Source organism: Bradyrhizobium algeriense, assembly GCF_003062295.1.
Taxonomy (GTDB): Bacteria; Pseudomonadota; Alphaproteobacteria; order Rhizobiales; family Xanthobacteraceae; genus Bradyrhizobium; species Bradyrhizobium algeriense.
This window is the reverse complement of the sequence record NZ_PYCN01000005.1, coordinates 119727-133091: the sequence shown is the minus strand read 5'-3', so window position 1 is coordinate 133091 and position 13365 is coordinate 119727. Positions and strand designations below refer to the sequence as shown.

General features: G+C 63.4%; 12 protein-coding genes. 7 read left to right on the top strand and 5 right to left on the bottom strand.

The genetic code is table 11. The features are described 5' to 3' along the window. Window positions 1–62 precede the first annotated feature (62 nt). The 4 genes from C7G61_RS13545 to C7G61_RS13530 all read right to left on the bottom strand — a co-directional run bounded on the left by C7G61_RS13545 (window position 63) and on the right by C7G61_RS13530 (window position 5225). A complete protein-coding gene (locus C7G61_RS13545; RefSeq protein WP_108514702.1) occupies window positions 63–1694 on the bottom strand; it encodes an ABC transporter ATP-binding protein in 1632 nt (543 codons plus the stop codon). After that, window positions 1691–2521, bottom strand: coding sequence for an ABC transporter permease (locus C7G61_RS13540; RefSeq protein ID WP_108515057.1), 831 nt, complete (start codon window positions 2519–2521; stop codon window positions 1691–1693). Before C7G61_RS13540 ends, C7G61_RS13545 begins: the two co-directional genes overlap by 4 nt. A gap of 4 nt (window positions 2522–2525) precedes the next feature. Then, the gene (locus C7G61_RS13535) at window positions 2526–3500 is read right to left on the bottom strand and encodes an ABC transporter permease (RefSeq protein WP_108514700.1); all 975 of its coding nucleotides are present in this window, start codon (window positions 3498–3500) and stop codon (window positions 2526–2528) included. A gap of 108 nt (window positions 3501–3608) precedes the next feature. Beyond that, window positions 3609–5225: an ABC transporter substrate-binding protein gene (locus C7G61_RS13530; RefSeq protein ID WP_108514698.1), complete on the bottom strand. Its 1617-nt coding sequence runs from the start codon at window positions 5223–5225 to the stop codon at window positions 3609–3611. 426 nt (window positions 5226–5651) lie between these two features. Here C7G61_RS13530 and C7G61_RS13525 point away from each other — a divergent pair, with 426 nt between their 5' ends. Continuing rightward, a complete protein-coding gene (locus tag C7G61_RS13525) occupies window positions 5652–5951 on the top strand; it encodes an HU family DNA-binding protein (protein WP_027536409.1) in 300 nt (99 codons plus the stop codon). Window positions 5952–6138: 187 nt separating this feature from the next. Here the strand turns inward: C7G61_RS13525 and C7G61_RS13520 are convergent, their stop codons facing one another. Next, on the bottom strand, window positions 6139–6906 hold the full coding sequence (locus C7G61_RS13520) for an SDR family oxidoreductase (protein WP_244608280.1): 768 nt from the start codon (window positions 6904–6906) through the stop codon (window positions 6139–6141). Between the two features lie 298 nt (window positions 6907–7204). Between C7G61_RS13520 and C7G61_RS13515 the strand changes: the two genes are divergently transcribed. From C7G61_RS13515 to C7G61_RS13490, 6 genes are read left to right on the top strand one after another with little or no spacing between them, the layout of a single operon-like run. Then, the gene (locus C7G61_RS13515; RefSeq protein ID WP_108514694.1) at window positions 7205–8305 is read left to right on the top strand and encodes an ABC transporter substrate-binding protein; all 1101 of its coding nucleotides are present in this window, start codon (window positions 7205–7207) and stop codon (window positions 8303–8305) included. Beyond that, a complete protein-coding gene (locus C7G61_RS13510; RefSeq protein WP_108514692.1) occupies window positions 8283–9311 on the top strand; it encodes an ABC transporter permease in 1029 nt (342 codons plus the stop codon). The genes C7G61_RS13515 and C7G61_RS13510 overlap by 23 nt, the downstream gene beginning before the upstream one ends. Further along, window positions 9305–10102: an ABC transporter ATP-binding protein gene (locus tag C7G61_RS13505; protein ID WP_108514690.1), complete on the top strand. Its 798-nt coding sequence runs from the start codon at window positions 9305–9307 to the stop codon at window positions 10100–10102. Before C7G61_RS13510 ends, C7G61_RS13505 begins: the two co-directional genes overlap by 7 nt. Further along, window positions 10096–11280: an acyl-CoA dehydrogenase family protein gene (locus C7G61_RS13500; protein ID WP_190241795.1), complete on the top strand. Its 1185-nt coding sequence runs from the start codon at window positions 10096–10098 to the stop codon at window positions 11278–11280. Before C7G61_RS13505 ends, C7G61_RS13500 begins: the two co-directional genes overlap by 7 nt. A gap of 25 nt (window positions 11281–11305) precedes the next feature. Continuing rightward, window positions 11306–12406, top strand: a complete 1101-nt coding sequence (locus C7G61_RS13495; protein WP_108514687.1) for an LLM class flavin-dependent oxidoreductase — start codon at window positions 11306–11308, stop codon at window positions 12404–12406. Then, window positions 12403–13344 carry an ABC transporter substrate-binding protein gene (locus C7G61_RS13490; protein WP_108514684.1) on the top strand — a complete coding sequence of 314 codons (942 nt, stop codon included), beginning with the start codon at window positions 12403–12405 and terminating at the stop codon, window positions 13342–13344. The genes C7G61_RS13495 and C7G61_RS13490 overlap by 4 nt, the downstream gene beginning before the upstream one ends. Window positions 13345–13365 lie beyond the last annotated feature (21 nt).

The following is a 13365-nucleotide window of genomic DNA, read 5'->3' as shown; positions in this document are numbered from 1 at the left end:
ATCTTCCTCCAAGAGCGGGCCTCGCTCGTCTCGACCCCGCGAAGGGCGGGGATGCGGAGCTGCTACACCGCCGCCGTATCGTGCTCCCTTGCAAACTCTCCGCCCGGGATGGAGTCGAGCAGCGCCCGCGTGTAAGCGTGCTGCGGATTGCCAAACACTTCGCCCGCCAGCCCGTGTTCCACCACTTCACCATCCTTCATGACGGCCACGAGGTCGCAGATTTGCGCGGCAACACGCAGGTCGTGCGTGATGAAGACGATGGAAAGCCCGAGTCGCGCCCGCAATTCCGCAAGCAGCTTCAGCACCTGCGCCTGCACGGAGACATCGAGCGCCGAGACCGGCTCGTCGGCGACCAGGACGTCCGGCTTCAATGCCAGTGCCCGCGCCAGGCCGATGCGCTGGCGCTGGCCGCCGGAGAACTCATGCGGATAACGGTCGGCGGAGGAAGGATCTAGCCCGACCAGTGCGAACAGCTCCTTCGCATCCGCAATCGCCTGCGCGCGCGGCGCGCCGTGCACGATCGGGCCCTGCGCCACCAGTTCGGCCGCCTTGCGGCGCGGATTGAGGGAAGCGAACGGGTCCTGAAACACCATCTGGATATGCCGCGTCTCGCGGCGGACTTTTTCACGCGTCATCTTCGCGCAGTCGCTGCCATCGAGCACGATCGACCCGGCATCTGGATCGATCAGCCGCACGATGCAGCGCGCCAGCGTCGATTTGCCCGAGCCGGACTCGCCGACGATGCCGAGCGTGGCGCCGCGCGGCAGTTTGAGCGATACGTTCTTGACGGCCGGCGTCACCCGCGCGCCGCGCCCCAGAAAGCCGCCGGTGCGATAGGTCTTCGAGACATCCGTGATCGTCAGGATGTTGTCGGCCGCCAGTGCGCGCGGCGGCGGCGCTTTTAGCGGCGGAACGGCGGCGATGAGCTGTTTGGTGTAGGCGTGCTTCGGACGGTGCAGCACGTCCGCCGCCGTGCCCTGTTCGACGATGGCGCCGTGCTGCATCACCACCACGCGATCGGCGATCTCGGCGACGACCCCGAAATCATGGGTGATGAACATGACCGCGGTTTTGCGGCGCTGCTGCAGGTCGCGGATCAGTTTTAGAATTTGCGCCTGCGTCGTGACATCGAGGGCAGTCGTAGGCTCGTCGGCAATCAGCAGCTTCGGATCGAGCGCCAGCGCCATCGCGATCATGGCACGCTGGCGTTGGCCTCCCGACAGCTCATGCGGATAGGCCTTTGCCGCCACCTTGGGATCGGGAATGCGGACGTCGGCGAGGAGGGCGAGTACCTTGGCGCCGATCTCCGCCTTCGACAGTTCGGTGTGAATCGAAAACATTTCCGCGATCTGGTCGCCGATGGTGCGCAGCGGATTGAGCGCCGTCATCGGCTCCTGAAAAATCATCGCAATGCCGGCGCCGCGCACCTCACGCATGTCGGCAACTGTTGCCGTGCAGAGGTCGCGGCCCTCGAACATCACCCGGCCGCAGTCGATCGTCACTTCGTTAGGCAACAGCCGCATGACGGCGTTGGCCATCATCGACTTGCCGGAGCCGGATTCGCCGACCACGCAGAGGATTTCGTTGGAGTCAATCTCCAGCGACACGTCCCTGAGCGCATGTGTCCGGTCCGCGCCGCGGGGCAGGCGGACGCTCAGGCGATCCAGCGAGAGGATGGTTTCGGTCCCGCTCATCGGCCCTTCAGCCTCGGATTGAGCGCATCGTTGAGCCCCTGGCCGACCAGCGACACCGCGAGCACGGTGACGAGGATGGCGATGCCGGGGATCGCCGAGACATACCATTGCACCCGCAGCACGTCGCGGCCCAGCCCGATCAGGTTGCCCCATGACGCCACATTGGGATCGGACAGCCGCAGGAAGGCGAGCGCGCTTTCGAGGAGTATCGCTACCGCCATCACCACGCTGGCGTAGACGATCACCGGCGGCAGGGCGTTGGGCAGGATCTCGCCAAAGATGAGCTGGATGTTTTTCATCCCCAGCGTTCGCCCGGCCTGGACGAATTCGCGGTTGCGCAAGGACAAAAATTCCGCGCGGGTCAGCCGCGCCGGCGCCGGCCACGACACCACGCCGACTGCGATGGTGACGGTGGTGAGCGTCGAGCCGAACACGGCGACCAGCACCAGCAGCAGCACGAAGTTCGGCAGCGTCTGGAACGCCTCGGTAACCCGCATCAGTACATTGTCGACCCAGCCGCCGTAATAGCCGGCGAAGGCGCCGACCAGGATGCCGATCAGGATCGCAATCGCGGTAGCGACGCCGCCGATCAAAAGCGAAATCCGCGCGCCATAGAAAATCTGGGCGGCGATATCGCGCCCTGAATTATCGGTGCCGAGCAGGAAGCGCGGATTGGCGAACGGCCAGATCAGGGGGCGGCCGGCGAGCGCGAGCGGATCGCGCGGATAGAGAAAGCCGGCCGAGATCGCCATGGCGATCACGATCGCGAGCAGGATCAGGCCGGCGACGGCGGCGGGGCTTCGGAAATAGCGCTTGACCGCATCCATCGCTTCAACCCGCCGTAATGCGCGGATCGAGCCGCGCATAAATGAGGTCGACGACGAAGTTCACGATGATGACGAGCAGCGCGGAGACGAACACGATTCCGAGCAGCGTATTGAGGTCGCGCTGCACCACCGATTCATAGGCGAGCCGCCCGAGGCCCGGCAGCGAGAACACGCTTTCGACCACCACCGATCCGCCGAGCATGGTGCCGGCCTGCAGCCCGATCAGCGTCACCATCGGCAACAGCGCATTGCGCAGCACATGCCGCGTCACCACGCGCGTCTCGTCGAGGCCCTTTGCACGTGCGGTCCGGACATAATCGAGGTTGAGCACTTCCAGCATCGAGGCGCGCATGATGCGCAGGTAAATCGCCAGAAAGATCAGCCCCAGCGTCAGCGTTGGCAGCACCAGATGGCTGGCGATATCGAACACGCGCCAGATCCCGGTCCGCACCGTGCCGATGTCCTCGAAACCGCCCGGCGGCAGCCATTGCAGGTAGACCGAGAACACGACGATGGCCATCAATCCGAACCAGAACGAGGGCGTGGCGTAGAAGATCAGGCCGAGCGTCGAGATCAGCGTATCCGGCCAGCGGTTGACGCCGCGGGCGGCGATCACGCCGAACACGAGCCCAAAGAAGAACGCGAACGACAGCGACGCCGTCATCAAGAGGATCGTCGGCGGCAGCCGTTCCAGAATGACCGAGGCCACCGGCTTGCCGTAGATCGAGGAGAAGCCGAGATCGAGCCGCACCAGCCGCCACAGATAATTGCCGAGCTGGGCCGGGATCGAGAGGTCGAGGCCATAGAATTTTCGCAGCTCCTTGGCGGTCGCGGCGTCGCCGCCGCCCATCTGCGCCATCATGGCGTCGACGGTATCGCCCGGCGCGAACTGCAGCAGCAGAAACACGCCGATCAGGATCAGTATTAGAGTCGGGATCGAGGCGGCCAGCCGCCGCCCCGCAAGGCCGAGGATACGCATACGCCTATCTTGTCGGATAAGGCGTCAGCGCGCGATGGCTTTCGTCATTCCGCTTTCTTTTTTGTTTGAGCATGATCTCTTCGGAAAACCGGAGTCCACTTTTCCGGATCATGCTGTAAGCCAAAGATCGTGCCAGCTCGTCGAGCCCCAGCGCGGGGTGTTGGAGTGGTTGCGTGCCTTCGCCGTAATCGTGGTGACGAAGATCTGCTCAATCGGCATCCAGACCGGCAGCTCCGTATTCACTTCCTTGACGAACTGGGCGTAGAGCGCCTTGCGCTTGGCCGGATCGACTTCGGTCGCGGCATCGTCGATGGTCTTGTCGACCGCCTTGTCTTCCCAGCCCCACTGGTTGGTCCAGGGCGCGCCCTTGGGCTGGCCCGAGCGATACCAGACCGTGGTCGAGACGGCGGGATCGTTGCGGTACTGGTGCCAGCCGGTGGCGAGATCGAAGGCATGTTCGTCATAAACCTGCTTGAGGAAGCCGCCGCCGTCGTTGCGCACGATATCGACGGGGATGCCGATTTCACCCAGTGACTGCTGGATGAAGGTCGACCACAGCGAGATGTCCTCGCCCCACGGCGCGGGAAGCAGTTTGACTGAGAAGCGCGTGCCGCCACGGGCTGCCTTGAAGCCGGCTTCGTCCAGCAGCGCTGCGGCCTTAGCCTTGTCGTACGGGTATTGCGGCGTGTTCGCACCCGGATAGAAGTCGGCCGAGGTCGAGGGGATCGGCCCGGTACCGAGCTTGGCGAAATCGCCAAGGAAATTGTCGATGAAGAACGGCACGTTGATCGCATGCGCAATCGCGCGGCGAACCCGGATGTCGGACATTTCCTTGCGGCGGAAGTTGAACTCGAGCGTATTGGTGCGCGCGTTGCCTTCATTGCCCTTGGTGGAGACGATGAAGCGCTTGTCCTTGCCGAGCCGCGCGAGATCCGAGATCGTCAGGCCGGAGAACGGCGAGTAATGCAGTTCGCCGGCCTCCATCTGCGCCGCAGCCGCGGCGCGATCGGTGATCACGCGCCAGACGATCCGGTCGAGATAGGGCGCGTTCGGGCGCCAGTAGTCGGGATTGCGGTCGGCGATGACATATTGTCCGCGCTCATATTTGACGAACTTGAACGGGCCGGTGCCGACGGGAGCGAGGTTGGTCGGGTTCTGGCGGATATCGCCGCTCTCATAAAGATGCTTGGCCGAGATGTAGCCGAGGTCGGGCAGGGCGCGGAGCAGCAAGTTCAACGGCATCGGCCGCTCGTACCTGAAGATCGCGGTTTGGGCGTCCGGCGTTTCGACCGCGGTCAGGAAGAGCTGCAGCGTCGATCCGTAATTGAGGATCTTCTTCCACATGTTCATGGCGGTGAATTCGACGTCGGCCGAGGTGAACGGTTTGCCGTCGTGCCAGTTGATGCCCTTGCGCAGCTTGAACGTCACCGTCTTGCCGTCGGGCGAGGCCTCCCAGCTTTCGGCGAGCACGCCGACCGGCTGGCCGTTGGCGTCGAGATCGACGAGGTTTTCCTGGATCTTGCCGCCGATGATGTAGACGCCGGTGGAAGCCTGGATGCTCGGATTGAGCTGGCGCTGCTCGGCGCCGTAATGGACGTTGAACACGCCGCCCTTGCGCGGGGTTTCCTGGGCAAAGGCCCGCATCGGATTGATCACGTTGGCCGCGATGGCCGCCGACGTCAGCAGCGCGGTGCGGCGATTGATCTCAAGGCGCGTCAAATCCATGCGAAGTCTCCAGACACACTATTAATGGCGAACCGTTCACGCGTCCGCCTTGCGAGGGATGTTACGATGGAACGGGAACGCGAGTCATTTTCTAATCGCGATGTGAAGCGGAAAATCCTTCCTGAAAACAACATGCTCAGCGCGTCATCGGCCTGCTCGTTTTTTCGCTAGGGGGCGAAATCAAGGCCCGTCAGAATAGAGGCACGGGCCGCCCGGCAGTCTGAGATTGTCCGGAAAGGGGCCCTCAGGAGTGGCGGAATCCCCCTAAAATAAGGCTCCGCACAGCTTCGGAGGCCTAAAAACCAGCCAAAATTGGACGAATCAGTGCAACTCGATTAGCGAGATAGTTGTGCAGAATGTCGGAAACCCTGTTTTTTAGGCGGTTTCCGCCATATCGTCGCCTGTGCCAGAATCAATGGAGCAACCATGGCTACCCAAATGTCTAAGTCGCAGCTGATCGAGAAGATCGCGACCACCACCGAAGTTTCGAAGAAAGAGGTCAAGGGCGTGATGGAAGCGCTCGTTGACGTCGGCCACAAGGAGCTCAAGAAGAACGGGGTATTCCTCGTCCCCGGCTTCGCAAAGTTCGTCGTGGTCAAGAAGCCCGCGACCAAGGCTCGGAAGGGCACCAACCCCTTCACGGGCGAGGAAATGATGTTCAAGGCCAAGCCGGCCCGCAAGATCGTCCGGGCCCGCCCGGTCAAGGCCGCCAAGGACGCGGTTTAAGAATCTCTACCTCTCCCCGTTCTTCACGGGGAGAGGGTTGGGGTGAGGGGCTGCCTCTGCAACCTCGCTAGAGAGGTACTCGCGGAGTGCCCTCCTTACCCGAAATTCGCTAGCGCGAACTTAGACTTCTCCCCGCACGCGGGGCGAGGTAATTTGAACGCGCCGCGCCTTCAACGCCAATGCGTCCTTACACCACCGGCGAACGGCCGCCATCGACATTGATGGCGGTGCCGGTGATGAACGATCCCTGCTCGGAGGCGAGGAAGCAGGCCAGATTGGCGAATTCCTCCGCCGTGCCGATGCGCCCCAGCGGGGTACCCTTGGCGAGGTTTTTGGCGAACACCTCAAAATCCGTGTCCGGCGCCTGCGCCGCGTGCCGCTTCACCCATTGATCGCTCATGATCAGGCCGACAAGCATGGCATTGACCAGGATGTTGTGCTCGCCGCCTTCGCCAGCCATCACCTTGGTCAGCGCCATGCCGGCCGCCCGCGATACCGAGGTAGGCGCCGAGGATGCCGCCGGCGCCTTGGCGTAGGTGTTGAGCACGTTGATGATGCGGCCCCATTTGCGCGCCTTCATGCCCGGCCAGACCAGCCTGGAGAAACGGATCGCAGCAAACAGTTTGAGGTCGAGGTCTTCCTGCCAGGCTTCGTCAGAGATGTTTTCGAACGCCATCGTCCGCGCCGTGCCGGCGTTGTTGACGAGAATATCGACCGGGCCGAGATCGGTTGTGATCTTCTCATGCGCCTTGGCAATGTCGGCAGCCTTGGCGACGTCGCAGACATAGTCGCGGACATCAACGTCATCCTTCGCGAGCAGTTCCCGTGCCGCCTTCAGGTCGGCGGCACCGCGCGCGAGGATCGCCACTTTGGCCCCGGATGCGGCGAATTGCCTTGCAACCGCGAGCCCAAGGCCCTTGCTGCCGCCGGTGACGACAGCGACTCTATCCTTCATCGTGACTTGCATGTGGTTCTGCCTATGCGTTGAGCCGAAACCGGCCGCGCGAAAATCGTTCGACCGTCGGAGGTGAGGAACAGGGAGATAAACTCTCCGTCCGTTTCAACATTCAAAATTCCATTTTATTGACGATCCCATTGTTGCCGCGCATCATCTTGAGCGTCAACTTCAGCGGAACGAGCAGCAGAAACTCTCGTCGGGACTGAACCAAATCAAACAATTCACGGTGCCAGGCGGCATCGCGCCCTGCGTTGCGCGAGCGTGGTCGCGTGCCTGCCGCATAAGGAGAAGAAGAATGTCAGAAGAAAAGCAGCCCGGCAGACCCTTGCTGGACCGGCGAACGCTGTTGCGCTCTGGTGCGGCCGCAGCGCTGGCGGCGCCGTTCGGTGTTATCGGCGCGCAGGCGCTGCCGTTTCGCACTGCAACGCCCACGATCGACTTTTCGGAATTTTCGATCTGCAGGACGGCGTCGGATGCGTCGCCCGTCACAGGCACGCCGCGCAAATTGAAACTCTCGTGGAATGCCGGCGCGGTTTGCCTCGCGCCGGTTCCGATCGCGATCGAGTACGGCTTTTTCCAGAAACACAATCTCGACGTCGAACTCATCAACTACAGCGGCTCGACCGATCAGTTGCTGGAGGCGATCGCGACCGGCAAGTCCGATGCCGGCCTTGGCATGGCGCTGCGCTGGCTGAAGCCGCTGGAGCAGGGGTTTGACGTCAAGATCGCAGCGGGCACTCATGGCGGCTGCATGCGCGTGCTGACGCGTACCAGTTCCGGTGTCGACAAGCTCGCCGATCTCAAGGGCAAGATCGTCGCCGTCGGCGATCTCGCCGGGCCCGACAAGAACTTTTTCTCGATCCAGCTCGCCAAGCAGGGCATCGATCCCAACAAGGAAGTCGACTGGCGCGCCTATCCCGGGAATCTTCTCAACCTCGCCGTCGAGAAAGGCGAGGTTCAGGCGTTCCTGGCTTCGGATCCGCTTGCCCATCTCTGGCTGAAGGATACCCAGTACAAGGAAGTCGCCTCCAATCTCGATGGCGAATACCGAGACAAGAGCTGCTGCATCCTCGGGCTGCGCGGCAGTCTGGTGCGCGACGAGCCGCAGTTCGCCCGCGCCATCACACAGGCGCTGCTGGATGCGGCGATGTTCACCGCGCAGAACCCGGACAAGGCTGCGAAATCGTTCCAGCCCTATGCGCCAAAGGCGGCGACGCTGGCCGATCTCGAAGCGATGGCGCGCTACCATACCCATCACCATCATCCCGTTGGCGACGTGCTCAAGCGCGAATTGAAGGGTTACGCTGATGATCTGAAGACGGTTTCGGTCTTCAAGCCGAGCACGGATACGGCCAAATTCGCGGAGAAGATCTATGTCGACGTATTCGGTGTCTGATGCGATTTCCGTCGAGGGCTCGCGCGCATCCAGCTCTCGTGCGGAAGCGATCGGCGATTGGCTGAAAAGCTCCGGCATCGGGGTTGCCGCGGCCGCTGCGTGGATAGCGTTCGGCCTGTCATGCCTGTGGTGGCCGGACCTCGGCGACTGGTCGCGGACTTACGCGCTCGGCATTGCCGCGTTCGTGATCGCAGCGGTGGCGCTGTTCGGTACGCTGAGCGCCGACTTCCTTGGGCCCGCGGGGCCCGCCCTGCGTCGCCGCGCGCCGTGGCTTGTCGCGCTCGGTCTGTTCCTGACGCTGTGGGAGGTCGCGACCGCAAAGTTTGCGTGGCTGCCGTTGCCGTTTTTCCCGCCGCCGCAGGCCATTCTCGAAGTCTATACCGACGATCTGCCGAAACTGCTCGATAGCGTCTTCGCGTCGGTGAAGCTGCAGCTCGGCGGCTATGTTATTGGGGCCACCGTCGGCTTCCTGACCGGGGTTTCAATCGGCTGGTCGCGAAGCGTCGGTTACTGGGTACACCCGGTACTGCGCTTCATCGGTCCACTGCCGGCAACGGCGTGGCTTCCGATCGCCTTCTTCACCTTTCCCTCGAGCTGGAGCGCCAGCACGTTCCTGATCGCGCTGGCGACCGGCTTTCCGGTGACGGTGCTCACCTGGTCGGGCGTCGCGAGCGTCAGCAACGCCTATTACGACGTGGCCCGAACGCTCGGCGCCAAGCCGTCGTTCCTCGTGCTCAAGGTCGCCATACCGGCGGCGTTGCCCCACGTGTTCGTCGGATTGTTCATGGGTCTCGGATCGTCGTTCGCCGTGCTGGTGGTGGCGGAAATGATCGGCGTCAAGGCAGGCCTCGGCTGGTACCTGCAATGGGCGCAGGGCTGGGCGGCCTACGCCAACATGTATGCGGCGCTGATCGTGATGTCGCTGCTGTGCTCCGGCGCCATCACGCTGCTGTTCAGGACACGCGACCGCATGCTGGTCTGGCAGAAAGGTGTCGTGAAATGGTAGCCCAGGCTGCGGCAGAGACCATCACCTATCCCACGACCGGTGCTGCGCTCGATGTCGAACATGTCAGCCATGCCTTCGATATCGACGGTGCTGCACTCCCGGTGCTCGAAGACGTGAATCTGATCATCGAGCCCGGTGAATTCGTCGCGCTGCTGGGACCATCCGGCTGCGGCAAGTCGACATTGCTGCGGCTGGTCGCAGGACTGGAAGCGCCACGCGCCGGCGTCTTGCGCGAGGACGATGTCCGCATCAAAGGACCGCATCCGTCGCGGGTCGTCGTCTTCCAGGATCCCACGCTGTTTCCCTGGCGCTCGGTCTGGGACAACGTCGCGCTCGGCCTGGAGGCGCAGGGTATCCTGAATAGCCAGCGGCAGCGGGTCGACTCGGCACTCGATCTCGTCGGGTTGTCGGCGTTCCGCAACGCCTATCCGCATCAGCTGTCGGGCGGCATGGCCCAGCGCGTAGCGCTGGCGCGCGCTCTCGTCAACGATCCGAAAATCCTCATCCTCGACGAGCCGCTCGGCAAGCTCGACTCGCTGACGCGGATCACCATGCAGGCCGAACTTGTCTCGCTCTGGCAACGCAAGGGCTTTACCACGCTGCTCGTCACCCACGACGCGGAAGAGGCGCTGTTTCTTGCCAATCGCGTCATCGTTCTCAGCGACCGGCCCGCGCGTGTCAAAGCTGACATTCTGGTGGACCGGCCTTATCCGCGCCATCGCGGCGATCCCTACCTCGCCGACCTTCGCAAACAGATTCTCGGCTTGCTTGGATTGGACGCCACGTGGTGACGGCATCGGGCCACATCGCGGCGAGAGAGCCGCCACGGCAGGCTGAGCCTGACAACGTCGCGCGTGCTTCGCTGCTGGCCAAGGCATTCGCGGAGCGTGCGCCTGTCCATGACCGCGACGGCAGCTTTCCTTTCCGGAATTTCGAGGATCTGTCGCAAGCGGGCCTGCTGGCGCTGACGGTGCCGGCTGCGTTGGGCGGCGGGGGCGCGGGCGCTGCGGAGGCGGCGCGTATCCTCGGCATCATCGGCAAGGCCGATCCGTCGACCGCGCTCGTCCTGTCGATGCATTACATTCAGCACCTCGTGATGGCGCGCAGTTCACTCTGGCCCGCCCGGCTGTCCCGTAAGCTCGCCCGCGAGACGGTCGAGGGCGTTGCCCTGGTCAACGCCCTTCGCGTCGAGCCCGAACTGGGATCGCCGGCACGGGGAGGGCTGCCCGCGACGATCGCCCGGCGCACTGAAACCGGATGGCGGCTGTCGGGCCGCAAGATCTATTCGACGGGTGCGCCGATCCTGAAATGGTATGCGGTCTGGGCCAGGACCGACGAGGCCGAAACGCGCGTCGGGATGTTTCTCGTGCCGGCGGGCCTTCCAGGCACACGGATCGTCGAAACCTGGGATCATCTTGGCCTTCGCGCCAGCGGCAGCCATGACGTCATCTTCGAGGACGTCATCTTTCCGCTCGACCACGAGATCGACGTTCGCCTGCCGGACGAATGGCGGACGCCTGATTTCACCCAGGCGACGGTCCACGCCATTTTCATTGCCGCCATCTACGACGGTGTCGCCCGCGCCGCCCGCGACTGGCTGGTTGGCTTTTTAGGGGATCGCGTCCCGGCCAATCTTGGCGCATCACTGGCGACCTTGCCGCGGGCGCAGGAAGTGCTCGGCGGCATCGAGGCGCGGCTTGCGGTGAATGCGCGCCTGATCGGCAGTTTCGCCGATGACTTCGACGACAATTTGCCGCTCAGCGCCATCGAGTCCAACATCGTCAAGCTGACGGTGACGAACAACGCGGTCGCCGTGGTCGAGGATGCGCTGTCGCTGGCGGGCAATCACGGCCTGTCGCGAACCAACCCGCTGCAGCGACACTATCGCGACGTGCTGTGCGGGCGCGTTCACACCCCGCAGGACGACACCACCCGAATCTCCGCCGGCCGTCTCGCGCTCGGCCTCTGAACCTTCCCCAAACTGGAGCCATATCATGTCCGTCGAGTTCATCGGATTCATCTCGAACAACAATTCGTCCGAGACCATCGTACGGTCCGGTCCCGTCCTTGATCCCACCCATATCGAGACGGTGGCAAAGGCGCACGAGTTGGCCGGCTTCGACCGCGCGCTGCTGGCGTTTCATTCGACCACGCCGGACGCCCTCCAGATCGGCCAGCACGTCCTCGGTATCACGAGGCAACTCAAGGTCATGATCGCGCAGCGGCCGGGCTTTACCGCGCCGACGCTGCTGGCGCGCCAGCTTGCAACCCTCGACCAGCTTTCCAGCGGCCGCGTGTCGCTTCACGTCATCACCGGCGGCAACGCGACCGAATTGCGCCAGGACGGCAACACGCTCGACGACAAGGACGAGCGCTACGCGCGGACCAGCGAATTCCTCGACATCCTTCGCGCCGAATGGACCAGCGAACAACCGTTCGATTACGACGGCAGATATTACAGGGTCGAAAAGGGGTTTTCGCAAGTGAAGCCCCATCATCCCGGCGGCATCTACACCTTCGTCGGCGGCGGTTCGGATGCGGCCATCGAGGTGGCCGGCAAGCACGCCGATACGTTTGCGCTGTGGGGCGAATCCTACGCACAGGTCCGCGACGTCACCATGCGCGTGCGCGCCGCTGCCGCAAGATACGGCCGGCCGACGCCGCGCTTCAGCCTGTCGGTGCGGCCGATCCTGGCTGAGATGGAAGAAAAGGCGTGGGCCAAGGCCAATGATATTCTCGCCCGCGCCACCACGCTGCAGGACAAGACCGGGTATCGCAAGCCTGCCGATGGTCATGCGACCGCAGGCGCCCGGCGTCTGCTGACACTGGCGGAGCAGGGCACGCGGATCGACAAGCGGCTATGGACCGAGATCGCCAAACTGACCGGCGCCAACAGCAACACTACGGCGCTGGTCGGCACGCCCGAGCAGGTCGCCGAAGTATTCGGCGACTATTACGATCTCGGCATCAGTCATTTCCTGATCCGCGGCTTCGATCCGCTGATCGACGCCATCGAATATGGCCGCGAGCTCATTCCGCTGACGCGAAAACTGATCGCCGATCGCCAGTTGGCGCATGGCGTGGCCGCGCAATGATCCGTTTCGCACTTGCCGCCGGGCTGTTGCTCGGCTCCGCCGTTCTCGCTTCGGCGCAAACCACGCTTCGGGTCGGCGACCAGAAGGGCAATTCGCAGGCCGTGATGGAAGCCGCCGGCGTGTTGAAGGATGTCCCTTACAAGATCGAGTGGAAGGAGTTTCCTGCCGCAGCGCCGCTTTTGGAAGCGCTGGGAGCCGGCGCGATCGAGACCGGGCTGGTCGGGGACGCGCCGTTCACCTTCGCGGCTGCCGCCAACGTGCCCGTGAAGGCGATCGCTGCTGTGCGCCAGTCGCGGGATGGACTCGCAGTCCTGGTGCCGGAACAGTCGCCGATCAAGAGTTTCGACGATCTGCGCGGCAAGAAGATCGCGACCGGCCGTGGCTCGATCGGGCACCAGTTGATTCTTGCGGCGCTGGAGGCGAGGGGATGGAAGCTTGATGATATCAAGATCGCGTTCCTCGCGCCATCGGATGCCAAGGTCGCCTACACCCACGGCTCGGTCGATGCATGGTCGACCTGGGAACCCTATGTCAGCCAGGAAGAGGTGTTGTTCAAATCCCGGCGCGTCATCACGGGAGAGGGCCTCACGCCCGGCCTCGGCTTCCAGGTCGCGACGCCGACCGCGATCAGGGACAAGCGCCCCGAGCTTGAGGATTTTGTGCGCCGTCTCGCCGCGGCGCGGGCATGGTCCACCGGGAACGTGGGTAGCTATGCCGAGACCTGGGGCAAACTCATGAATATTCCGACGTCAGTGCCGCTCAATTGGCTGACCCGGGCGAAGATCAAGATCACGCCGATCGATGACGGCGTCGTTGCCGACGAACAGAAGACCATCGATCTCTATTTCCGCTCGGAGCTGATCAAGCAGAACCTCAATGCGGCCGATATCGTCGACCGGTCGTTTTCCGAGGCGATTGGCAAGGGAGCCGGCCTGTAACGGCTGCTCCCGCAACGACGA